The sequence below is a fragment of the Enterobacter cloacae complex sp. SHL009 genome, from assembly GCF_049237205.1.
In the GTDB taxonomy this organism is placed as follows: Bacteria; Pseudomonadota; Gammaproteobacteria; order Enterobacterales; family Enterobacteriaceae; genus Enterobacter; species Enterobacter cloacae_M.
This window is the reverse complement of the sequence record NZ_JBMKIW010000005.1, coordinates 290,116-313,473: the sequence shown is the minus strand read 5'-3', so window position 1 is coordinate 313,473 and position 23,358 is coordinate 290,116. Positions and strand designations below refer to the sequence as shown.

Annotated in this window: 24 protein-coding genes and 1 other annotated feature; of the genes, 13 read left to right on the top strand and 11 right to left on the bottom strand. The window is 53.0% G+C overall.

From position 1 onward, the window contains the following. Positions 1-10 precede the first annotated feature (10 nt). From ACOTZC_RS14485 to ugd, 4 genes are all read left to right on the top strand, one after another. On the top strand, positions 11-880 hold the full coding sequence (locus tag ACOTZC_RS14485; protein WP_421635833.1) for a rhamnosyltransferase: 870 nt from the start codon (positions 11-13) through the stop codon (positions 878-880). Positions 881-954: 74 nt separating this feature from the next. Continuing rightward, on the top strand, positions 955-2,067 hold the full coding sequence (locus tag ACOTZC_RS14480) for a glycosyltransferase family 4 protein (RefSeq protein ID WP_045629816.1): 1,113 nt from the start codon (positions 955-957) through the stop codon (positions 2,065-2,067). A gap of 208 nt (positions 2,068-2,275) precedes the next feature. Further along, positions 2,276-3,682 (top strand): NADP-dependent phosphogluconate dehydrogenase, encoded by a 1,407-nt coding sequence (gndA, locus tag ACOTZC_RS14475; protein WP_028013772.1) that lies wholly within the window; start codon positions 2,276-2,278, stop codon positions 3,680-3,682. Positions 3,683-3,907: 225 nt separating this feature from the next. After that, complete coding sequence (gene ugd / locus ACOTZC_RS14470) at positions 3,908-5,074, top strand: UDP-glucose 6-dehydrogenase (protein ID WP_045403072.1); 1,167 nt, start codon at positions 3,908-3,910, stop codon at positions 5,072-5,074. A gap of 51 nt (positions 5,075-5,125) precedes the next feature. On the opposite strand, the gene ACOTZC_RS14465 is transcribed toward ugd, so the two are convergent. Continuing rightward, positions 5,126-6,130 (bottom strand): NAD-dependent epimerase, encoded by a 1,005-nt coding sequence (locus tag ACOTZC_RS14465; protein WP_045403074.1) that lies wholly within the window; start codon positions 6,128-6,130, stop codon positions 5,126-5,128. Positions 6,131-6,322: 192 nt separating this feature from the next. On the opposite strand from ACOTZC_RS14465, the gene wzzB reads away from it, so the two are divergent. After that, positions 6,323-7,303, top strand: coding sequence for an LPS O-antigen chain length determinant protein WzzB (gene wzzB, locus ACOTZC_RS14460; RefSeq protein WP_045403077.1), 981 nt, complete (start codon positions 6,323-6,325; stop codon positions 7,301-7,303). A 39-nt stretch (positions 7,304-7,342) separates the two neighbouring features. Here wzzB and hisIE read toward each other — a convergent pair whose 3' ends face one another. The 9 genes from hisIE to hisL all read right to left on the bottom strand — a co-directional run bounded on the left by hisIE (position 7,343) and on the right by hisL (position 14,559). Continuing rightward, the gene (gene hisIE, locus ACOTZC_RS14455) at positions 7,343-7,954 is read right to left on the bottom strand and encodes a bifunctional phosphoribosyl-AMP cyclohydrolase/phosphoribosyl-ATP diphosphatase HisIE (RefSeq protein ID WP_047173629.1); all 612 of its coding nucleotides are present in this window, start codon (positions 7,952-7,954) and stop codon (positions 7,343-7,345) included. Continuing rightward, positions 7,948-8,724, bottom strand: a complete 777-nt coding sequence (gene hisF / locus ACOTZC_RS14450; protein WP_047173630.1) for an imidazole glycerol phosphate synthase subunit HisF — start codon at positions 8,722-8,724, stop codon at positions 7,948-7,950. The genes hisIE and hisF overlap by 7 nt, the downstream gene beginning before the upstream one ends. Beyond that, positions 8,706-9,443, bottom strand: coding sequence for a 1-(5-phosphoribosyl)-5-[(5-phosphoribosylamino)methylideneamino]imidazole-4-carboxamide isomerase (gene hisA, locus ACOTZC_RS14445; protein ID WP_045403084.1), 738 nt, complete (start codon positions 9,441-9,443; stop codon positions 8,706-8,708). Before hisA ends, hisF begins: the two co-directional genes overlap by 19 nt. Continuing rightward, on the bottom strand, positions 9,443-10,033 hold the full coding sequence (gene hisH / locus ACOTZC_RS14440; RefSeq protein ID WP_023312368.1) for an imidazole glycerol phosphate synthase subunit HisH: 591 nt from the start codon (positions 10,031-10,033) through the stop codon (positions 9,443-9,445). Before hisH ends, hisA begins: the two co-directional genes overlap by 1 nt. Next, positions 10,033-11,100 (bottom strand): bifunctional histidinol-phosphatase/imidazoleglycerol-phosphate dehydratase HisB, encoded by a 1,068-nt coding sequence (gene hisB / locus ACOTZC_RS14435; protein ID WP_248201066.1) that lies wholly within the window; start codon positions 11,098-11,100, stop codon positions 10,033-10,035. The genes hisH and hisB overlap by 1 nt, the downstream gene beginning before the upstream one ends. Then, positions 11,097-12,158, bottom strand: a complete 1,062-nt coding sequence (hisC, locus tag ACOTZC_RS14430) for a histidinol-phosphate transaminase (protein WP_049121745.1) — start codon at positions 12,156-12,158, stop codon at positions 11,097-11,099. Before hisC ends, hisB begins: the two co-directional genes overlap by 4 nt. Beyond that, a complete protein-coding gene (hisD, locus tag ACOTZC_RS14425; RefSeq protein WP_045403243.1) occupies positions 12,155-13,459 on the bottom strand; it encodes a histidinol dehydrogenase in 1,305 nt (434 codons plus the stop codon). The genes hisC and hisD overlap by 4 nt, the downstream gene beginning before the upstream one ends. 5 nt (positions 13,460-13,464) lie before the next feature. Continuing rightward, a complete protein-coding gene (hisG, locus tag ACOTZC_RS14420) occupies positions 13,465-14,364 on the bottom strand; it encodes an ATP phosphoribosyltransferase (protein WP_000886595.1) in 900 nt (299 codons plus the stop codon). A gap of 45 nt (positions 14,365-14,409) precedes the next feature. After that, positions 14,410-14,533, bottom strand: a sequence feature (His leader region). Continuing rightward, positions 14,509-14,559, bottom strand: a complete 51-nt coding sequence (hisL, locus tag ACOTZC_RS14415) for a his operon leader peptide (protein WP_001364200.1) — start codon at positions 14,557-14,559, stop codon at positions 14,509-14,511. (Overlaps the previous feature by 25 nt.) A gap of 175 nt (positions 14,560-14,734) precedes the next feature. Here hisL and ACOTZC_RS14410 point away from each other — a divergent pair, with 175 nt between their 5' ends. From ACOTZC_RS14410 to plaP, 4 genes are all read left to right on the top strand, one after another. Beyond that, a complete protein-coding gene (locus ACOTZC_RS14410; protein ID WP_023312364.1) occupies positions 14,735-15,559 on the top strand; it encodes an SDR family oxidoreductase in 825 nt (274 codons plus the stop codon). Between the two features lie 41 nt (positions 15,560-15,600). Further along, positions 15,601-16,530 (top strand): LysR substrate-binding domain-containing protein, encoded by a 930-nt coding sequence (locus tag ACOTZC_RS14405; protein ID WP_049121742.1) that lies wholly within the window; start codon positions 15,601-15,603, stop codon positions 16,528-16,530. A gap of 219 nt (positions 16,531-16,749) precedes the next feature. After that, positions 16,750-16,812: a membrane protein YoeI gene (yoeI, locus tag ACOTZC_RS14400; RefSeq protein WP_099458931.1), complete on the top strand. Its 63-nt coding sequence runs from the start codon at positions 16,750-16,752 to the stop codon at positions 16,810-16,812. Further along, complete coding sequence (plaP, locus tag ACOTZC_RS14395) at positions 16,802-18,160, top strand: putrescine/proton symporter PlaP (protein ID WP_023312362.1); 1,359 nt, start codon at positions 16,802-16,804, stop codon at positions 18,158-18,160. The genes yoeI and plaP overlap by 11 nt, the downstream gene beginning before the upstream one ends. Before the next feature lie 116 nt (positions 18,161-18,276). Here the strand turns inward: plaP and sbcB are convergent, their stop codons facing one another. Further along, positions 18,277-19,713, bottom strand: a complete 1,437-nt coding sequence (gene sbcB / locus ACOTZC_RS14390) for an exodeoxyribonuclease I (protein ID WP_421635844.1) — start codon at positions 19,711-19,713, stop codon at positions 18,277-18,279. 198 nt (positions 19,714-19,911) lie between these two features. Here sbcB and dacD point away from each other — a divergent pair, with 198 nt between their 5' ends. The 4 genes from dacD to ACOTZC_RS14370 all read left to right on the top strand — a co-directional run bounded on the left by dacD (position 19,912) and on the right by ACOTZC_RS14370 (position 23,316). Then, positions 19,912-21,078 (top strand): serine-type D-Ala-D-Ala carboxypeptidase DacD, encoded by a 1,167-nt coding sequence (dacD, locus tag ACOTZC_RS14385; RefSeq protein ID WP_023312360.1) that lies wholly within the window; start codon positions 19,912-19,914, stop codon positions 21,076-21,078. Between the two features lie 119 nt (positions 21,079-21,197). Beyond that, positions 21,198-21,671 (top strand): DNA gyrase inhibitor SbmC, encoded by a 474-nt coding sequence (sbmC, locus tag ACOTZC_RS14380; RefSeq protein WP_023312359.1) that lies wholly within the window; start codon positions 21,198-21,200, stop codon positions 21,669-21,671. A gap of 92 nt (positions 21,672-21,763) precedes the next feature. Then, entirely contained in the window at positions 21,764-22,822 is a 1,059-nt protein-coding gene (locus ACOTZC_RS14375) for an FUSC family protein (protein WP_023312358.1), read from the top strand. 158 nt (positions 22,823-22,980) lie between these two features. After that, on the top strand, positions 22,981-23,316 hold the full coding sequence (locus ACOTZC_RS14370; protein WP_008499467.1) for a DUF496 family protein: 336 nt from the start codon (positions 22,981-22,983) through the stop codon (positions 23,314-23,316). The last annotated feature ends 42 nt before the right edge of the window (positions 23,317-23,358 follow it).

Below are 23,358 nucleotides of genomic sequence, written 5' to 3'. Positions count from 1 at the left end.
GTGATTGGTCGTGATTAGTTCTGTAACTGTAACATTTAATCCTGATATACTTTGCTTAGAAAAGCAATTTCTTTCTTTGCAAGGCCAAATAGACAGTGCTGTTATAATTGATAACGGCTCTCGAAATTACGAAGAGATAAAAGATTTAGCAGAAAAATTTAATTTCGTCCTGATCAGTTTTCCCGAGAATATGGGTCTTTCGCATGCGCAAAACATTGGGATAGAAAATGCTATATCTCTCGGTGCCGAATATTTATTACTTCTTGATCAAGACAGTGTATTAGGTGCTAATTTCATCAGTGCCATGAGTAAGATGTACACCCAGAATAACGTTGGTATCCTGGGTCCTTCTTTTTATGATCCGCACACAAACGAATTTTATTGGGGCACTAATTACATCGGTCCATTTATTAAACGAACGCCAATAGAAGAAATAACAGATGTCACCTACGTTATTGCATCTGGCTCTTTCTTTTCTTCTGAAGTTTACGAGAAAGTTGGTAAAATGGAAGAAGCATTGTTCGTGGATTATATTGATGTGGAGTGGGCTCTGCGTGCTAAAAAATTAGGGTATCGCGTTGCAATGACTAATCAGGCGTCAATGGCTCACACGATTGGTGATTCAAGGCTGAATCTGTTAGGACGTAAAATATCTGTTCATAGCCCAATGCGACGTTACTTTTTGGTCAGAAATAGCTTCTTTATGATCAGAAAGTCATATATTCCAGTGGGTTATAAAGTTCGTGAGGTTTTCCTGAATTTTGCTCGTGCTGCAATATCTTTAATTCTTAATAAAGAAAAAAAGAAAACGTTGATGATGATCTTTTACGGTATTTCTGATGGTCTTTCTGGAAGATTTGGACCATTCAAAAGACATTAATACCAGGTGTAGCTGTCTCGTTGCAAGTTAATGAGCGTTAGTAACGATATACTTATCGGACTGTTTCAAAAACTATGAAAATTCTTTATATAATTACACGCGCGAATGAAATCGGTGGGGCTCAGACTCATTTGCGTGATATGACATCTGGTTTAGTAAAGGATGGTCATCAAGTTGAGTTAATCGTTGGAGAGCAAGGCGCTCTGGTTGATGATGTTCGCGCATTAAATGTGAAAGTTCACATTATCCCTGAGCTGGTAAGGGAAATATCGCCTTATAAAGATATTAAATGCGCTTTAATTATACGCAAGATTATAAAAGAATTTTCTCCGGATGTTATTGCACTTCATTCTTCTAAAGCTGGAATTGTAGGGAGGTTGGCAGCTCTTTTTCTGAAAATTCCTGTTGTTTTCACCGTACACGGTTGGTCATTCGCAAATGGTGTTCATGATAAGAAACGTCGCTTGTACATTGTTATTGAACGATTATTCAGTAAAATTACTGATGAAATAATCACAGTCTCTGCTCAAGATAAACAACTTGCAATCGAACATAACGTTGCGTCTGCCAGTCAGCAAACGGTGATCCATAATGGCGTGCCGTTAAAAAGTGCTGCTCCTCATGTTTACCATACTCATGACGTAGTGAAGTTGATTTCGGTAGCTCGTTTTTCAGAACAAAAAGATCATGAAAGCCTATTGAAAGCGTTGAGTCGATTAGAAACAAGAAACTGGGCGTTGACGCTGGTAGGAAAAGGCCCCAGGTTAGATGAGATGAAACAGCTTTCACAGGATCTTGGAATTAGCGAAAATGTACTGTTTACAGGCGAACGTTTAGACGTTGATGCCTTGCTGGCAGACAGTGATATTTTCCTGTTAATTTCTAACTGGGAAGGTTTTCCTATCAGTATTCTCGAGGCTATGCGTGCAGGCTTGCCTGTTTTAGCATCAGACGTTGGTGGCGTTTCTGAATCTGTCATTGATGGCAAAACGGGATATCTCGTTCCTCGTGCAGATATTGATGCTATCAAAAACAGACTCGCTGACTTAATTAATGATAGTGCTTTACGTGTTGAATTAGGCAAGTCAGGGAATGAATTTTTCCTTGAAAACTTCTCATTCAACGCAATGTATAATAAAACGGTTGAACTTTATCAAAAAGCAATTAATAAAAAACATAATACGTAATAGAGTTTATTATATATTGTGACTTAGTTCATTTATAAATAAAATATACCTGCACCTTTTGTGTGGATTTGATATATCCCGTTTTGTGTCGTCTGGCGTGATCAAGGCCACAAATGCCTACCTCTGTCCCTGATTTATGAGTTAAGATTCTTGCAAATTATATCTGTCGGGGTTACCCGACAGTGACCACACCTGACAGGAGTATGTAATGTCCAAGCAACAGATCGGCGTTGTCGGTATGGCTGTGATGGGGCGCAACCTGGCGCTCAACATCGAAAGCCGTGGTTATACCGTCTCCGTTTTCAACCGCTCCCGTGATAAGACTGAAGAAGTAATTGCCGAAAACCCAGGCAAGAAACTCGTTCCTTTCTATACGGTAAAAGAATTTGTTGAGTCTCTGGAAACGCCCCGTCGTATCCTGTTAATGGTCAAAGCAGGCGCGGGTACCGATGCTGCAATTGACTCCCTAAAGCCTTACCTTGAAAAAGGCGATATCATCATTGATGGCGGTAACACCTTCTTCCAGGACACCATTCGTCGTAACCGTGAGCTGTCCGCTGAAGGCTTCAACTTCATCGGTACCGGCGTTTCCGGCGGTGAAGAGGGCGCGCTGAAAGGCCCATCTATCATGCCTGGCGGCCAGAAAGAAGCATACGAACTGGTAGCGCCTATTCTGACCAAAATCGCTGCTGTTGCTGAAGATGGCGAGCCGTGTGTGACCTATATCGGTCCAGACGGTGCGGGTCACTATGTCAAAATGGTGCACAACGGCATCGAATACGGCGATATGCAGCTGATTGCAGAAGCATACTCCCTGCTGAAAGGCGGCCTGAATCTCTCTAACGAAGAGCTGGCTGAAACCTTTACCGAATGGAATAAAGGCGAGCTGAACAGCTACCTGATCGACATCACCAAAGATATCTTCACGAAGAAAGATGAAGAAGGTAAATACCTGGTTGATGTGATCCTGGATGAAGCAGCGAACAAAGGTACCGGTAAATGGACCAGCCAGAGCTCTCTGGATCTGGGCGAGCCGCTGTCTCTGATCACCGAATCCGTCTTTGCGCGTTATATCTCTTCTCTGAAAGAGCAGCGCGTTGCGGCTTCTAAAGTGCTGTCAGGCCCACAGGCTAAACCAGCCGGTGACAAAGCTGAGTTCGTCGAGAAAGTTCGTCGCGCCCTGTACCTGGGTAAAATCGTCTCCTACGCCCAGGGCTTCTCACAGCTGCGTGCGGCGTCTGACGAGAATAACTGGGACCTGAACTACGGCGAGATCGCGAAGATCTTCCGCGCGGGTTGCATCATTCGTGCGCAGTTCCTGCAGAAAATCACCGATGCCTATGCTGAAAACGCAGGTATCGCTAACCTTCTGCTGGCACCGTACTTTAAGAAGATTGCAGACGAGTACCAGCAGGCGCTGCGTGACGTGGTTGCCTACGCTGTACAGAACGGTATCCCGGTTCCAACCTTCTCCGCTGCGGTGGCGTATTACGATAGCTACCGCGCTGCCGTTCTGCCTGCCAACCTGATTCAGGCACAGCGTGACTATTTCGGCGCGCATACTTACAAGCGCACGGATAAAGAAGGCGTGTTCCACACCGAATGGATGGAATAAGTTAACTTACTCGCTTTCATCAAACCCGGAGCCTGTCTCCGGGTTTTTTTATGCAAAAAATGCCGCGCATTATTCGAAGTAGTCTGAATCTCATCCCCCTCGTTGTGATTACTCCTGGTTTGCCTTGACAGTGCTGTTTGCCAGGAGGTACAAAGCCCAACAGTTATGTTTATCGCGATGGTCTGCCGGCCATCAATACAGTTAACTAAAAGAAGTCATTAGCGAATGAAAATAACAATTTCCGGAACAGGGTATGTCGGTCTTTCTAACGGCATTCTGATTGCTCAGAACCATGAAGTGGTTGCGCTGGATATCGTGCAGGCCAAAGTGGATATGCTCAATCAGAAGAAATCGCCGATTGTCGACAAAGAAATCCAGGACTATCTCAGCAACAAACCGCTGAATTTCCGCGCCACGACAGATAAAGAAGATGCATACCGCGATGCGGATTACGTCATCATTGCGACGCCTACTGACTACGATCCAAAAACCAATTACTTCAACACCTCAACCGTAGAAGCGGTTATCAAAGATGTTATTGCGATTAATCCTGATGCGGTGATGGTTATTAAATCGACCATTCCTGTCGGCTTTACCAAATCCATCAAAGAAAAGTTTGGTATTGATAATATCTTCTTCTCGCCAGAGTTCCTGCGTGAGGGGAGAGCGCTTTACGATAACCTGCATCCTTCCCGTATCGTTATTGGCGAACGTTCTGAGCGCGCTGAACGCTTTGCCGCACTGCTGCAGGAAGGCGCAGTGAAGAAAGATATTCCGGTGCTGTTTACGGACTCCACCGAAGCGGAGGCGATTAAGCTTTTCGCAAACACCTATCTGGCAATGCGAGTCGCGTACTTCAATGAGCTCGACAGCTACGCAGAAAGTCTTGGGCTGAACACCCGCCAGATTATTGAAGGGGTTTGCCTCGACCCGCGTATTGGCAACCACTATAACAACCCGTCATTTGGCTACGGTGGCTATTGCCTGCCAAAAGATACCAAGCAGCTGCTGGCAAACTACCAGGCTGTGCCGAATAACCTGATATCGGCGATTGTTGACGCTAACCGGACGCGTAAAGATTTCATCTCCGATTCTATTCTTGCGCGCCAGCCGAAAGTGGTCGGCGTGTACCGTCTGATCATGAAGAGCGGTTCCGATAACTTCCGCGCCTCTTCCATTCAGGGGATCATGAAGCGCATCAAGGCGAAAGGCGTTGAGGTTATTATTTATGAACCGGCCATGCAGGAAGATCAGTTCTTCAATTCCCGCCTGATCCGCGATCTGGATGCTTTTAAGAAGGAAGCGGATGTCATCATCTCGAACCGCATGGCCGAAGAGCTGGCTGACGTCGCTGACAAAGTCTATACCCGCGATCTGTTCGGTAGCGACTAATTCTATTACGTTAAAATAAAAAACCCGGCTGATTTGCCGGGTTTTTTATTTTCAGACCTTATAAAACTCGCGGTACCAGTCAACGAAGTTCTTCACGCCGTCTTTAACCGAGGTTTGCGGTTTGAAACCGATCACGTCATAGAGCGCTTTAGTATCTGCGCTGGTTTCCAGTACGTCCCCTGGCTGGAGAGGCAGCATGTTTTTCTCCGCTTTTTTACCCAGCGCGTCTTCCAGCGCGGTAATGTAATCCATAAGTTCTACTGGCGAACTGTTACCGATGTTGTAAACGCGGTAAGGTGCTGAACTGGTTGCCGGTGAGCCAGTCTCGACGGTCCAGTTTGCGTCAGGATGGGGAATAACATCCTGCAGGCGGATAATTGCTTCAGCGATATCATCGATGTAGGTGAAATCGCGCTTCATCTTGCCGTAGTTATAGACATCGATGCTTTTGCCTTCAATCATCGCCTTAGTAAACTTAAACAGCGCCATGTCCGGGCGTCCCCACGGACCGTATACGGTAAAGAAGCGCAGTCCGGTGGTCGGCAGGTTGTAGAGATGCGAATAGGTGTGCGACATCAGCTCATTGGCTTTTTTGGTCGCGGCATAGAGTGAAACCGGGTGATCTACGGAATCGTCAGTGGAGAAGGGCATCTTACGGTTGAGGCCATATACGGAGCTGGATGAGGCATACAGCAAATGCTGAACGTGGTTATGGCGGCAGCCTTCCAGCACGTTGAGGTGGCCAATAAGGTTGGCATCGGCGTACGCATGCGGATTTTCCAGGGAGTAGCGTACGCCTGCCTGTGCGGCCAGGTGAATAACGCGATCGAACTTCTCGTCAGCGAAAAGCGCAGCCATACCTTCCCGGTCAGCTAATTCCATCTTGTGGAAGGTGAATCGCTCAGATTGTAGCCGTTCCAGACGTGCCAGCTTTAAATTAACATCGTAATAGTCGTTCAGGTTATCAATACCGACAACCTCATGACCGCCCTCAATGAGGCGTTTGCTGACATTCGAACCGATAAAACCCGCTGCACCCGTTACCAGAAATTTCATATCTTTCCTCAAATACCCAACGCTTACAGATGCGATAACGCATCACATGGTGACTATGATAGCGCGAAGGGGGTGAGTTACATAACGCATCTTTCCGATATAACTCATCGGATTCTTATAGAAAAATCCCCAGCAATAGATAAACTATGAAAACACAATTATGTTTGCCCTTTTTCATCTGTTAGGGAATGTATGACGCACAACAACAATAGCCAGGTCATCCGAAGCAATGACCCTGAGCAAATTGATTTACTTGATTTAATGCTGCAGCTGTGGCGTGGGAAGTGGATGATAGCAACGTTTGTTGTTGTTTTTATTACACTTGCTGTCGGTTATCTTACTTTCGCGAAAGAAAAGTGGACCTCAAGCGCAATTATTGCGCAACCTGATGTCGCTCAAATTGCAACATATTCTAATGCGTTGAATATCCTCTACGGTAGCGCTGCACCCTCAATGCTTGATGTTCAAACACGCGCTATTGGTCGTTTCAATTCTTCCTTCTCTGCATTGGCACAGGCACTGGAAAATCAGGACGAACCTGAAAAACTGACAATCGAGCCTGCTGTTAAAGGGGAATCGCTCCCGTTGAGTGTTTCCTATACCAGTACTTCCGCAGAAGCGGCGCAGAAGCAGCTTGCGCAATATATCCAGCAGGTTGATGAGCAAACTTCCAAAGAGCTCACGGTTGACCTGCAAAACAGCATCAAAGAGCAGATTAAAACCCTGAACGATTCTCTGGTAAACCAGGAGAAGGTCGCTCAGGAGCAGAAAGACCTGCGTATTAAACAAATTACCGAAGCGCTGAAAAACGCTGAGGCGGCGAAAATCTCCTCGCCACAGATTCAACAAACTCAGGATGTGACACAGGAAACAATGTTCCTCCTGGGAAGCGTAGGGCTGAAATCGATGATTGAAAACGAAGCCTCTCGTCCCCTGGTCTTTTCTGCTGCATACTATCAGACCAGGCAAAACCTGCTGGACATCCAAAACCTGAACGTAAAGCCGGACACAATACACGTCTACCGTTACGTCATGAAACCGGATCTGCCCGTTCGTCGTGACAGCCCGAAAAAAGCCATTGTGCTGATCCTTGCCGTGCTGCTGGGCGGAATGATTGGTTCCGGTGTGGTATTAGGGCGTAACGCATTACGCAACTATAAGCCAAAAGCCTGATTTGCAGATTAAAAAAAACCGGGGAAAATCCCCGGTTTTTTATTTATGACGCTTTCTAAGATTCTCAATCACCGCCGTCAAATCCAGTTCCTGATCCTGCAGCAGCACCAGCAGGTGATACATCAAATCAGACGCTTCATTCGTCAGTTCCTCGCGGTCATGCACGGTCGCGGCCAGCGCGGTCTCAACGCCTTCTTCACCCACCTTCTGCGCAATACGCTTGGTTCCGCTGGCGTACAACTTCGCGGTGTAGGAACTCTCCGGATCCGCCGTTTTACGCTCTGCCAGCAGCTGTTCCAGTTGATACAGGAACAACCACTGGTGGCTCGTCTCACCGAAGCAGCTGCTGGTGCCCTTATGGCAGGTCGGACCGATTGGGTTTGCCAGCACCAGCAGAGTGTCGTTGTCGCAGTCAGGCGCCATGCTGACCACGTTCAGGAAATGACCCGAGGTCTCGCCTTTGGTCCACAGGCGCTGTTTCGTGCGCGAGTAGAAGGTCACTTTGCCGCTGTCGATTGTTTTCGCCAGCGCGTCCTGGTTCATATACCCCAGCATCAGCACTTCGCCTGAGACGGCATGCTGGACAACCACCGGCAGTAATCCGTCAGTTTTTTCCCAGTCCAGCTGCGCCTGTTGTTGCTCTGTTAACATACCCTGATCTCCACGCCCTGGCCGGCCAGGTACGTTTTTAACTCACCAATATTAATAATCTGTTTGTGGAACACGGACGCGGCCAGCGCGCCGTCCACGTTGGCGTCGCGGAAGGCTTCAAGGAAGTGCTCCATGGTGCCCGCGCCGCCGGAGGCAATCAGCGGAACGTGGCAGACCGCACGGACTTTTTTCAACTGCCCGAGGTCATACCCGTTACGCACGCCGTCCTGGTTCATCATGTTGAGGACAATCTCGCCCGCGCCACGCTTCTGCACTTCCTGCACCCAGTCGAGCGTTTCCCACTGCGTCACGCGCGTGCGGCTTTCATCCCCGGTGTACTGGTTTACGTGGTACTTGCCCGTTGCGGCGTCATACCAGGTGTCGATCCCAACCACAATGCACTGCACGCCAAAACGATCTGCAAGGCGGGTAATGAGCTCCGGGTCGGCCAGGGCAGGGGAGTTGATAGAAATCTTATCGGCGCCAAAGGAGAGAATTTTGGCGGCGTCGTCAGCGGACTTAATCCCGCCCGCCACGCAGAATGGAATGTCGATCACTTCCGCCACGCGTGCCACCCAGCTTTTGTCGACCACGCGGCCATCGCTGGAAGCGGTGATATCATAAAAGACCAGCTCGTCGGCGCCTTCATCGGCATAGCGTTTTGCCAGCGGAACGATGTCGCCAATGATCTCGTGGTTGCGGAACTGCACGCCTTTCACCACCTGGCCGTCACGCACGTCCAGGCAAGGGATTATCCGTTTTGCCAGCATTGAATCGCCTCCGTCACCGTAAATTTGCCTTCCAGTAAGGCCCGTCCCACAATCACGCCCTGCACACCGGTACCGCGCAGCGCGGCCACGTCGCCAATATCACCGATACCGCCAGAAGACTGGAATGCCACCTGCGGATAACGCGCACAGACCTCTTCGTACAGCGAAACGTTAGAACCGGCCAGCGTGCCATCGCGGGAGATATCCGTGCACAGCACGTGCTTCAGGCCGACGGGAAGATAAATATCGACCAGCTCTTCCAGCGTTACGCCGGAGTTTTCCTGCCAACCGCTAACGGCCACCTGCTTGTTACCCTGTTCATCAATACGAACGTCCAGCGCCAGGACCAGGGCATCGGCGCCAAAGCGGCGGAACCAGCCTTTCACGGCCTCAGGATCTTTCACGGCGGTTGAACCCACCACTACGCGGGCCACGCCAGCGTCCAGCAGTGCCGCAACGTCATCTTCCGTACGCACGCCGCCGCCGACCTGGACGGGCACATCAACACCCGCAACAAGTTGTTTAAGCAGCGGGATCTGGCGTTTCGCCGGGTCTTTCGCGCCCGTTAAATCCACCAGGTGCAGTACCTGCGCACCCTGAGCGGCATAATCCTGCAGACGCGGCAGCGGGTCGTTTCCGTAGTCGCGCTGCTGGCCGTAATCGCCCTGATGCAGACGGACAACCGTACCGTCAATTAAATCTAATGCGGGAATAATCATCACATCTCCAGGAAGTTTTTCAGCAGCTGCGCGCCTGCGGCGCCAGAGCGCTCCGGGTGAAACTGCACGCCGAAGAAATTGTCTTTCTGTACGGCCGCCGTGAACGCCTCGCCGTAGGTGCACTGAGCGATCGTATTCACGTTCACCGGCATGGCGTAGCTGTGCACGAAGTAAAAATACGCGCCGTCTTCGATGCCGCGAAACAGCCGGTCGCCCGCTTTGGCGTAAACGCGGTTCCAGCCCATATGCGGCAGAGGCAGGCCGCGATCGGTCATTTTCGGCACGTCTTCATCAATAATGCCCAGCAGGTCGACGCCGTTGCTCTCTTCGCTGCGGCGGCCCAGGATCTGCATGCCCAGACAAATGCCCAGCACCGGCTGGGTACAGGCTTTGATCAGGTCGACCAGCTCGCGTTCGCGAATCTGATCCATCGCCGCCTGCGCGGTGCCCACGCCCGGTAAAAAGAGTTTGTCGGCGCGCAGCACCACGTCCGGGTCACGGCTCACCGCCGGCTCATAGCCGTGGCGCGCAATCGCCGATTTGACGGAGTTCAGGTTGGCGCATCCGGTATCCAGAATGACCACGTTCATTACAGCACTCCTTTCGACGAGGGAAGGGCGTCACCTTCTACGCGAATTGCCTGACGAAGGGTACGGCCAAAGGCTTTGAAGAGGCTCTCCACGCGGTGGTGGTCGTTCTTGCCCTTGGTCTTCAGGTGCAGCGTCAGGCCCATGGTGTAGGACAGTGAGCGGAAGAAGTGCTCCACCATTTCGGTGCTCAGATCGCCCACGCGCTGGTAGGTGAAATCAGCTTTGTATTCCAGGTGCGGACGGCCGGAGATGTCCATCGCGCAGCGCGCCAGACACTCATCCATCGGCAGGACAAAGCCGAAACGGTTAATGCCGCGCTTGTCGCCGAGCGCCAGCTTCAGGGCTTCACCCAGCGCCAGGCCGGTATCTTCTACGGTGTGGTGATCGTCTATATAGAGATCGCCTTTTACCGTAATTTCCATGCGGAAACCGCCGTGGGTGGCAATCTGGTCCAGCATGTGATCGAAGAAACCGACGCCGGTGTGGATCTTGCTGCCGCCTTCACGGTCCAGCCAGACCTTCACGTCAATCTGCGTCTCTTTGGTGTTGCGCTCAACGTGGGAATAGCGGTCGCGTTTTGTCAGCTGTTCGCCAATCTTCGCCCAGTTAAGGTTGTTACGGTCGTAGCGCAGCCCCGCGATGCCCATGTTTTCCGCCAGCGTAATATCGGTGATGCGATCGCCGATAACATAGCTGTTGGTTTTATCAAGCGCATCTTCAGCCAGATAGCGCTCTACCAGCTTCACCTTTGGCTTACGGCAGTCACACTCGTCGGCCGGCATGTGCGGGCAAATCAGCACTTCATCAAATACCACGCCCTGAGAGGTCAGCACCTGCATCATCAGATTATGCGGGCCGTCAAAGTCCACCTGTGGGAAGCTGTCGGTACCCAGACCATCCTGGTTGGTGATCATTACCAGCTTAAAGCCTGCTTTTTGCAGCTTGAGCAGCACCGGGATCACGTCCGGCTCAAAAGCCAGCTTGTCGAATCGGTCGACCTGAAAATCGGCTGGTGGCTCCGAAATAAGGGTGCCGTCACGATCGATGAAAAGGATCTTCTGGGTCATACTTTCTCCGCTTTCAGGGCGTCAATCACGCGCTGGCTCTCTGCACGGGTGCCTACGGTAATGCGCAGGCACCCGCTCAGAGAAGGTTGTTTATTCTGGTCTCGTAAGATAATGCCCTGATCCCATAAAGATTTAAATACGGCACTCGATGCGGTGAAGCGCACCAGGATGTAGTTAGTTTCCGAGTCGAATACCTGCTCCACGCAAGGGATATCCTTCAGGGCGGTCACCAGAAACTGACGTTCCTCCAGGATTTGCGCCACGCGCTTGCGCATCGCATTGATCCCCTGTGGCGTCAGCGCCTGTGCCGCAATATCGGCAACCGGCGTTGAGAGCGGGTACGGGGCGATCACTTTCAGCAGCAGGTCGATGACCTCTTTATTCGCCAGGGTGAATCCGCAGCGCAGACCCGCAAGGGCAAAGGCTTTTGACAGCGTACGCAGCACGACCAGGTGCGGATACTCTTCCAGCCAGCCTGCCAGCGTCGCCTGCGGGCAGAACTCGATGTAGGCTTCGTCGGCAACCACCAGCGCTTTACCGCGCGTCATCTCCAGCAGGGTGCGAATATCCTGCGGGTTGATAATCTGTCCGGTCGGGTTGTTCGGGCTACAGACAAAGACAACTTTTACGCCATCGAGATTGTCGGCAATGCCCTGCAGATCCAGCTGCCAGTTCTCCAGCGCCTGCACGTTGCGGCACGCCACGCCGAAGGTTTCCGCGCTGACGCTGTACATACCGTAGGTCGGCTGGCAGTACATCACCGCGTCTTTGCCCGGTTCGCAGAAGGCGCGGATCAGTAGTTCAATGCCCTCATCAGCGCCGCGACTGACCAGCACCTGCTCCGGCTTCACGCCAGCATACTGCGCGTAGTTTTCAATCACGGCCTTCGGCTGACACTCCGGATAGCGGTTCAGCGTTTGCTGCGACAGCTCAAACTGCACCGCCGTCGGGAATTCGTTGGCGTTCAGCCAGACATCTCCTTTGCCTCCCAGACGACGCGCGGACTGATAAGGCGTCAGGCGACGGACATTTTCGCGGGCTAACTCTTCAATGTTCATGCTTGCTCCTTCAGGGCTGCAACGCGCAGCGTAACGGCATTTTTGTGGGCGGTCAGCCGCTCGGCGGCGGCCAGGGTTTCAATAGTAGACGCCAGTGACGCAAAACCTTCGCGGGAGAGCTCCTGCACGGTCATGCGTTTCTGGAAATCCGCCAGGCCCAGGCTCGAACAGGTAGAGGTGTAGCCATACGTAGGCAGCACGTGGTTGGTGCCGGAGGCGTAATCGCCCGCGGACTCCGGTGACCAGTCGCCGAGGAACACCGAGCCCGCGCTGGTAATGCTGTCAACCAGGTCGCGCGCGTTGCGGGTCTGAATGATCAGGTGTTCCGGGCCGTACTGGTTGGAGATGGTAATACACTGGTCAATGTCGCGCGCCACAATCAGGCGGCTGGCCGCTAGCGCCTGGCGTGCCGTGTCGGCGCGGGGCAGGTCGGCAAGCTGACGCTCCACGGCTTCGCCCACGCGTTTCGCCATATCGGCATCCGGCGTCAGCAGGATGACCTGCGAGTCCGGACCGTGTTCCGCCTGAGAAAGCAGGTCGGAGGCGACGAAGTCCGGCGTTGCGCCGCTGTCGGCAATCACCAGCACCTCAGACGGACCGGCAGGCATATCGATGGCCGCGCCGTCCAGACGCTGGCTGACCTGGCGCTTGGCTTCGGTTACATACGCATTGCCTGGACCAAAAATTTTGTCGACCTTCGGAATGGATTCCGTGCCGAACGCCAGGGCCGAAATCGCCTGCGCCCCACCCACTTTATAGACCGCCTGCACGCCGCACAGTTTCGCCGCGTAGAGGATCTCGTCGGCAATCGGTGGCGGCGAGCACAGCACCACTTTCTGACACCCGGCAATCCGCGCGGGAGTCGCCAGCATCAGTACGGTGGAGAAAAGCGGCGCAGAGCCGCCGGGAATATAGAGGCCGACGGACGCAACCGGGCGCGTTACCTGCTGACAACGCACGCCGGGTAGGGTTTCGACATCCACGGTCTGCAGCTTTTGCGCGTTGTGGAAGGTATCAATGTTTTTCACCGCAACAGCCATGGCCTGCTTGATGTCGTCACCCAGACGATTGCTGGCATCAATGATTTCCTGCTCGGTAACCTGTAATGCACCGACTTCCGTCTTATCAAACTTCGCGCTGTATTCACGCAGCGCGTCATCGCCGCGGGCTTTGACGTTATCCAGGATCTCCGCCACGGTGCGTGAGATGCTTTCTGAGGCGGAAATCGCCGGGCGCATCAGCAGCTCGCGCTTCTGTGCGTCGCTACAGTTGTTCCAGTCGATGATTGTGTTAAAGCTCATGGCCATTACTCCATCATCTTCTCAATAGGCAGCACCAGGATGGAGCTTGCGCCCAGCGCTTTCAGTTTTTCCATGGTTTCCCAGAACAGGGTTTCGCTGCTCACCATGTGCATCGCCACGCGCTGCTGATCGCCCGCCAGCGGCAGGATGGTTGGGCGCTCGGCGCCCGGCAGGAGGGCAATCACTTCATCCAGACGCTCGGTTGGGGCGTGCATCATGATGTATTTAGACTCACGCGCCTGAATCACGCCCTGAATACGGGTCAGCAATTTGTCGATCAGCTGCTGTTTGGCGTCGGCCATCTCGCCGTCACGCTGAATCAGGCACGCTTTAGAGCGGTAGATCACTTCCACTTCGCGCAGACCATTCGCTTCCAGCGTCGCCCCGGTAGAGACGAGGTCACAGATGGCGTCCGCCAGACCCGCACGCGGCGCCACTTCAACGGAGCCGTTCAGCAGGCAGGATTTAAACTGCACGCCTTTCTGGTCGAGATAACGCTTTAACAGGTGAGGGTAAGAGGTGGCAATACGTTTGCCGTTCAGCGCGGCCGGGCCGTCCCACGCTTCGTCAACCGGCGTAGCCAGGGACAGGCGGCAGCCGCCGAAGTCCAGACGACGCAGTGTGAAGTAACGCGGATCTTCGCCCTGCGCGCGGCGGGTCAGCAGCTCTTCTTCCAGCACGTTTTCCCCGATAATGCCGAGGTCAACGACGCCATCCATGACCAGGCCTGGAATATCGTCATCACGCACGCGCAGAATGTCGATGGGCATGTTTTCAGCCAGAGCAATCAGGCGCTGGGTGTGCAGGTTAATTTTAATCCCGCAGCGGGCCAGCAGTTCGCGTGAATCGTCGCTCAAACGGCCTGATTTTTGAATAGCTATGCGTAAACGTGAGTTATCTAACATTCTTTATTCCTCGTTAACCTGTTTTAACCTGTCTGAATTCGGTCCAAAAAAAAGCCCCCGGAAGAAGATCTTCCGGGGGCTTTTTCATGCGTTCATGCACCACTGGAAGATCCAAACGTCTTCCAGCACACATCGCCTGAAAGACTAGTCAGGATGATGGTGATGATGGTGGTGTTTAAATTGAACGCGTGTCATATAAATTCTCGATGAATGCTTATTCATTTGATGTCTTTTAACCTAAACCAGTTGTACGACATATTGCAAGGGCTTTTTTTGATCATTAATTCATTTCATATTGATGCTATGAATTGTGTGTTCTGCCGGGCTGGCGTAGCCTTATAAAAGACGAGTGAGAGTCAGGAGAATTCGCATGAAAAAGGTCGCGATTGTCGGTTTAGGATGGCTGGGAATGCCGCTGGCGATGTCATTAGCCGCGAAAGGCTGGCAGGTGACCGGGAGCAAAACCACGGCGGATGGGGTAGAGGCAGCGCGCATGTGCGGTATTGACGGCGTTGAGCTGCGCCTTGAACCGGAGCTGGTGTGTGATGCTGACGATCTGGACACCCTGATGAACGTCGATGCGCTGGTGATCACGCTCCCCGCGCGGCGCAGTGGCCCGGGCGAGTCGTTTTATCTGCAGGCGATGCAGGAGATCGTCGACAGCGCGCTGGCGCACCATGTTCCGCGTATCATTTTTACCAGCTCGACGTCGGTGTATGGCGAAGTTGAGGGCGTGGTGAAAGAGAGTTCCGAGCGCCGTCCAGTGACGGCGAGCGGTCAGGTTCTGAAAGAGCTGGAAGACTGGCTGCATAATCTTCCCGGCACGCAGGTCGATATTGTACGTCTGGCGGGGCTGGTGGGTCCAGGCCGCCATCCGGGACGCTTTTTTGCCGGTAAGTCTGCGCCAGACGGCCAGCATGTCGTCAATCTTGTACATCTTGACGATGTTGTAGGCGCGATTGAGCTACTCTTACAGGCTCCGAAAGGTGGACACATCTATAATATATGTGCACCTTCTCATCCGGCGCGCAGCACGTTTTACCCGCTGATGGCACGTCAGCTGGGCCTGGCGGCGCCGGTTTTCGGTGAGGCAAAGGATGACAGTAAAGGCAAAATTGTTGATGGCAATCGCATTTGTCATGAGCTGGGGTTTGAGTATCAGTATCCCGATCCGCTGGTGATGCCCATGGAATAAGACCCGCAGCGGAGACGATCGCGCACCAGAAGGGGGCGAGCATGAAACCGCTGCTGGATGTTCTTATTATTCTGGATGCTCTGGAAAAAGAGGGGAGCTTTGCCGCTGCGTCAGCAAAGCTCTACAAAACCCCATCTGCGCTGAGCTATACCGTTCAAAAACTGGAAAGCGATCTCAATATCCAGATCCTCGATCGCTCCGGACACCGCGCACGTTTCACCCGTACCGGACAGATGCTGCTGGAAAAAGGCCGTGAAGTCCTCCATACCGTTCGTGAGCTCGAAAAACAGGCCGTAAAACTCCATCAGGGTTGGGAAAACGAGTTGGTTATTGGCGTGGATGATACCTTTCCGTTTTCACTCCTGACGCCGCTGATTGAAGCCTTCTATCAACACCACAGCGTGACCCGGCTTATCTTTATCAACGGTGTGCTGGGTGGCTCCTGGGATGCCTTAACGCAGGGCAGGGCGGACATTTTCGTCGGTGCACTCCATGAGCCTCCCCAGCTGAGTGATTTTGGTTTTGCCCGGCTGGGCGTGCTGGAGCAGGTATTTGCCGTGGCGCCCCATCACCCGCTGGCTCAGGAACCCGAGCCGCTTAACCGTCGCGTGATTAAAGGCTACCGCGCAATCGTGGTCGGGGACAGCTCTCGTCCGGAATGCTCGGTCTCCTCGCAGCTGCTTGATGAGCAGGAAGCCATTACCGTTTTCGACTTTAAAACCAAGCTGGAACTGCAAATAAGCGGCCTGGGCTGCGGCTATTTACCTCGCTATCTGGCGCAGCGGTTTATTGACAGCGGCGCGCTTGTTGAAAAACAGGTACTTGCTCAAAGCAATAATGAATCGGTGTGGGTAGGCTGGAATGAACAAACTGCCGGGCTTGCAAGCGCCTGGTGGCGAGACGAGATTTTAGCAAATAGTGCTATCGCCGCCGTTTACTCTCAGCCCGGCGTCCAGAAATCAGCCAGTTAGTAAAAAGAAAATTGTCCCATGCTTTGCAAAGTATTGCCTTTTGTATCCGATGTGGGGCAAAATGCGGCCGCTGCAACCAAATGAATAATCGACGATATAAAAGGCGTCGGTTATTTTTTTTTGCATGTACGAAACGAAACTAAAAACCAAGAGGCCGGGCTTCGTACCGGATAGATATTTACTAAAATCCGACAGTTGTTGTCGCTGAGGAAGAAAGAAATGGGGCAATTTTTCGCTTACGTGGCGGTTATCACCGTAAAGGAGAATAACTATGTCGCATAACGCAACTCCAAACACCTCTCGCGTGGAATTACGTAAAACGCTTACGTTGATTCCGGTTGTTATGATGGGCCTTGCCTATATGCAACCGATGACGCTGTTCGATACATTCGGTATCGTATCAGGCCTCACAGACGGTCATGTGCCGACGGCTTATGGCTTCGCGCTGATTGCGATCCTCTTTACCGCGCTGAGCTACGGTAAACTGGTGCGTCGCTATCCGTCTGCCGGTTCCGCCTACACCTATGCCCAGAAATCCATCAGCCCGACAGTTGGCTTTATGGTGGGCTGGTCTTCGCTGCTCGACTATCTGTTCGCGCCGATGATCAACATTCTGCTGGCAAAAATTTATTTTGAAGCGCTGGTGCCGTCGATTCCATCCTGGATGTTCGTCGTGGCGCTGGTGGCCTTTATGACTGCCTTTAACCTGCGCAGCATTAAGTCCGTTGCCAACTTTAACTCCGTGATCGTTGTGCTTCAGGTTGTCCTGATTGCCGTTATTCTTGGCATGGTGATTTACGGTGTGTTCCACGGTGAAGGTGCCGGCACTCTGGCGAGCAGCAAACCGTTCTGGTCTGGTGATGCCCATGTGATCCCGATGATTACCGGGGCAACCATTCTGTGCTTCTCCTTTACCGGTTTTGACGGCATCAGCAACCTGTCTGAAGAAACGAAAGATGCAGAGCGCGTGATCCCTCGTGCAATCTTCCTGACAGCGCTGATTGGCGGTCTGATCTTTATTTTCTCGACCTATTTCCTGCAGCTGTACTTCCCGGATATCTCCCGCTTCAAGGATCCGGATGCGTCTCAGCCGGAAATCATGCTCTATGTGGCGGGTAAAGCGTTCCAGGTTGGCGCGCTGATCTTCTCCACTATTACCGTACTGGCGTCCGGTATGGCCGCGCATGCAGGCGTTGCGCGTCTGATGTACGTGATGGGCCGCGATGGCGTATTCCCGAAAAGCTTCTTCGGCTACGTTCATCCAACCTGGCGAACCCCGGCGATGAACATCATCCTGGTCGGTGCCATTGCGCTGCTGGCGATTAACTTTGACCTGGTGATGGCAACGGCGCTGATTAACTTCGGTGCGCTGGTGGCGTTCACCTTTGTTAACCTGTCGGTTATCTCTCAGTTCTGGATCCGTGAAAAGCGTAACAAGACGCTGAAAGATCACTTCCAGTATCTGTTCCTGCCGATGTGCGGTGCCCTGACCGTGGGCGCGCTGTGGGTTAACCTGGAAGAGAGCTCGATGGTGCTTGGCCTGATTTGGGCGGGTATCGGCCTGATTTACCTGGCCTGCGTCACGAAGAGCTTCCGTAACCCGGTTCCACAGTACGAAGACGTCGCGTAATGACTCGCCGGGTGGCGCTAGCGCTTGCCCGGCCTACAAAACGACACACCCGTAGGCCTTTGCCAGCGGGCAAAAAAGCCGGAGACATCGCCTCCGGCTTTTTTTATACCCCTCGCTCAGACAATCTCTTGAGCGTACTGGAACAGGGATTTCAACAGCGCCTGTTTCTCAGCATTCCCTTCATACTGGCCATAAAGCATTTCCAGCTCCTGGGCATAGCTGTTAAGAAACTCCTGGGTAAAGACATTGCGACGATGCTGCAGCCAGCGATCCTGCTCTGCCTCGTCCAGCGTGCCGGGGAAGTTACGCGCGCGGTAGTTAAACATCAGCTTTTCGATGCGTTTATCGGCGAAAGTAATATCCAGCGCCGGTAAGTTACGCGGCTCGGTTTGCAGAACGATATTCATCGCCGCGCGGTCGGCATCGCTGAAGAAGCCGTTGTAGAGCTGGGCATCCACGTTTTCAGACGGCACGAACGGCTCCGCCTCGGCAAAGATAGCAACCACTTTCTCGCGCACCTGCGGGTTTTCGCGCAGCACTTTCAGGTTATCAAGGCAGTGCTGACGGTTAATGCCCAGTCTGTCCGCATCTTCCGGGCGCAGCGTATTCGCCTGCGCCAGTACCGGACATTTATTGATATGCACCAGTTTGACCGGCACCGCAGGCAGATCGCCGAGCTCATTTTTCGGGGTGTAAAGCCGTTCGCGCAGGCTGTCGCTGTCGAGCTCCAGCAGCGGCGAAATATCGCCGGCTAAATCCACCATGATGACCGCATTACGGTTGTCCGGATGCCAGGCCAGCGGGGCAACCCAGCTGGTATTACCGCGCCAGGCGCCAAACATGCCGGAAATATGCACCAGGGGTTTCATCTGCGGCACGTCGATAAGGGTCATGAGCTTCTGCTTGCTGCGGTGGCTCAGCAGATACTCAAACAGCCGGGGCTGCGCGTTTTTCACCAGCTTCGCCATGGCAATGGTGGCATAGACGTCCGCCATCGCGTCGTGGGCATTGCTGTGATCGATGCCGTTGGCGCGCGTCAGGTGTTCCAGCCGGAAGCTGGTCAGCCCTTCCTCATTTTCAGGCCAGTTAATGCCCTCAGGACGCAGGGCATAACAGGCGCGCATGATGTCGAGCAAATCCCAGCGTGAATTGCGGTTCTGCCAGCTCCAGGCATAGGGATCGTAGAAGTTGCGATAAAAAACGTTGCGCGTCACTTCGTCATCGAAGCGGATGTTGTTGTAACCGACCACGCAGGTATTGGGGACGGTAAACAGATCGTGGATGCGTCGGGCGAATTCTGCCTCGTTAACGCCTTTCTCGCGCGCTTCCTGAGGAGTGATCCCGGTGACCATGACCGCCCCGGGCTGCGGCAGGTAGTCATCAGCCGGTTTGCAGTAAAAGACCTCAGGCTCGCCAATAATGTTGAATTCGTCGTCGGTACGAATGGCGGCAAACTGCGCCGGTCGGTCCAGCGCCGGGTGCGTGCCAAAGGTTTCGTAGTCATGAAATAAAAAAGTCGGGCGAGCGGCAGAGTCAGACACCAGTAATACCATCCTGTTAAAAAATGACGTCACTATGGTAAACGATCGTGCGGTTCAGACCGAATAAAAAGCACCGCCGTGACGCAAATTTGCGCGCCAGCTTCAGAGAAAAATCTGCGTTCTGTCACATTTTTTTGCAATTAAGCCAGGTAACGACATCAGAACTCCCGTAAAAAGGTCATCGATTTTTAATGACCTGAGGATATACCGTTGAAACGCCGTCTGTTTATTGCTGTTTCTTTACTCGCTTCGAGTGTCTCATCTGCTTTTGCGGCCGAACCACTGGATTTTTCGCCGCAGCCTCCGGCCATTCAGGCTGGCTCCTGGGTGCTGATGGACTACACGACTGGTCAGATCTTAACGGCGGGCAACGAACATCAACAACGCAATCCGGCGAGCCTGACCAAGCTGATGACGGGGTATGTGGTTGATCGGGCCATTGATAGCCATCGCATTACGCCGGACGACATTGTCACCGTCGGGCGTGACGCGTGGGCAAAAGGCAACCCGGTTTTTGACGGCTCGTCGCTGATGTTCCTGAAAGAGGGCGATCGCGTCTCGGTGCGTGATTTAAGCCGCGGTCTGATCGTCGATTCCGGCAATGACGCCTGCGTGGCGCTGGCCGATCACGTGGCGGGCGGTCAGCCGCAGTTTGTGAAGATGATGAACGACTACGTGCAGAAGCTGAACCTGCGCGATACGCACTTTGAAACCGTCCACGGGCTGGACGCGCCGGGCCAGCACAGCTCGGCCTATGACCTGGCCGTACTTTCCCGGGCCATCATTCACGGCGAGCCTGAGTTTTACCATATGTACAGCGAAAAGAGCCTGACCTGGAACGGGATCACCCAGCAAAACCGTAACGGCCTGCTGTGGGATAAAACCATGAACGTGGACGGGCTTAAAACGGGGCACACCTCGGGAGCGGGCTTTAACCTGATTGCCTCCGCCGTTGACGGGGAGCGTCGTTTAATCGCGGTGGTGATGGGGGCGGACAGCCCGAAGGGGCGTGAGGACCAGGCCCGGAAACTGCTGCACTGGGGGCAGCAGAACTTCGATACGGTGCAAATCCTGCACAACGGTAAAAAAGTGGGGACAGAGCGTATCTGGTACGGCGATAAGGAGCAGGTAAAACTGGGTACCGACCAGGACTTCTGGCTGGCCCTGCCGAAAGCGGAAGTGCCGAACATCAAAGCCAAATACGTGCTGGATAAAAAAGAGCTGGAAGCGCCGATTGCTGCGCATCAGCGGGTCGGGGAGATCCAGCTCTATGACCGTGACAAGGTGGTGGCGCACTGGCCGCTGGTGACGCTGGAAGCCGTTGATAAAGGTGGACTGTTCTCTCGCATGAGCGATTATCTCCACCACACGCTTTAACCGCTGATGGGCAGACTGGCAGGGTTGCGAGTCTGCTCACATAATAAACACTCCTCGTTTGCCGATAATAGTAATCCAGCCTTATAGTGTATAAATATACAGTAATAAATGGAGGCAGCATGGACTACAGCATCAAGCAGCAACATAAACGTAAGATTGCCGGTTTTCATTTGGTCGGACCGTGGGAACAAACGGTAAAACAGGGCTTTGAACAGCTGGTGATGTGGGTGGACGGGCGCCACATTGAGCCGCTGGAGTGGGTTGCGGTCTATTACGATAACCCCGATGAGGTCCCGGCAGAAAAACTGCGCTGCGATACGGCCGTTACGGTGCCGGACGATTTCGTTATTCCGGAAAACAGCGAGGGCGTCATGATGACGGAAATCGCGGCCGGGGATTATGCCGTGGCGACGGCGCGCGTGGAAAACTACGACTTCGCCACGCCGTGGTATCAGTTCTTTAATTCCCTGCTGCAGGACAATAAGTACCAGATGGCGCTCAAACCCTGCTTCGAGCGCTATCTTAATGACGGCAATGCAGACGGCTACTGGGATATCGAAATGTATATCGCGGTAGAGCATAAAACGGCTTAAGCCTGCTAAATGAAGGGTTTTTCAGCCGGGAGCGATCCGCCCGGCTGAAAACACAGTACAATTGTGATTTGCCGTGTAGCTGGAGAGCGGGTGTGCGTCCCGACAAATCATTAACCCCTTTTGAAATTCGGTTGTACAAACATTACCGCGTGGTGCACGGATGTCGCATCGCGCTGGCGTTTGTATTGACGTTTGTACTGGTCCGTTTGCTGGATGTTCCGGAAGGGACGTGGCCGCTGATCACCCTGGTAGTGGTAATGGGGCCCATCTCGTTTTGGGGGAACGTTGTTCCGCGCGCCTTCGAGCGAATTGGCGGGACGGTTTTAGGCTCGGCCCTTGGGCTTATTGCCCTTAAGCTGGAGCTTATCTCGTTTCCGGTGATGCTGGCATGGTGCGGTGCCGCCATGTTCCTGTGCGGCTGGCTGGCGTTGGGCAAAAGACCGTATCAGGCCTTGCTGATTGGGATTACTCTCGCGGTGGTTGTCGGTGCGCCCGCCGGGGATATGACCACGGCGCTGTGGCGAAGCGGGGATGTCATCCTGGGGTCACTGCTGGCCATGCTCTTCACCGGTATCTGGCCGCAGCGGGCTTTTCTGCACTGGCGTATTCAGATGGCGAACTACGTCACCGCCTTTAACCGCGTCTATCAGGCCGGTTTTTCCCCGAATCTGGTCGAACGTCCCCGGCTGGAAAAGCATCTGCAAACGATCCTCAACGATGTGGTCAAAATGCGCGGCCTGATCACGCCTGCCAGCAAAGAAACCCATATTCAGAAATCGATTTTCGAAGCCATCCAGACGGTAAGCCGCAACCTGGTCTGCATGCTTGAACTGCAGATCAACGCGCACTGGGCCTCGCGTCCCAGTCATCTGTTGATGCTTAATGCACAGACTCTCAAAGAGACCCAGCAGATGACGCAGCAAACGCTGTTGACCATTGCCCATGCGCTCTATGAAGGGAACCCGCAGCCGATACTGGCCAACAGCGAGCGGCTGAATGAGATCGTCGCGGAGCTGAAGCAGTTAATCAATGAACGCCAGAGCGATAACGTGGCGGAAACGCCTATTCATGGCTACGTCTGGCTGAGCATGGAACTGGCGCGGCAGCTTGAGCTGTTATCGCACCTTATTTGCCGGGCGCTGCGCAAATAAAAGGCTTATGTGACGCCTGCTGCTTCGATTCAGCAGCAATTGGGGTTATGATAGCTTTAAACGATATACTCATTGTCATTCGCAGCCGCTGTCAGTAAGGTTATTGTTACAACGGTTGCCTTAACGAATCCGAATCTCACATTATCAGGGGTGTAAAAATGGAAACTACCAAGCCTTCGTTCCAGGATGTTCTGGAATTCGTCCGCCTGTTCCGCCGCAAAAACAAGCTGCAGCGTGAAATCCAGGACGTTGAGAAGAAGATCCGTGACAACCAGAAACGTGTTCTGCTGCTCGACAACCTGAGCGACTACATCAAGCCAGGTATGAGCGTTGAAGCTATTCAGGGCATCATCGCCAGCATGAAGAGCGACTATGAAGACCGCGTTGATGACTACATCATCAAAAATGCTGAGCTGTCCAAAGAGCGTCGTGACATCTCTAAAAAGCTGAAAGTGATGGGCGAAATCAAAAACGGCGAAGCAAAAAGCGAGTAATCGCAGCGAATAGTGAAAAAGGCTCTCTGATGACAGAGAGCC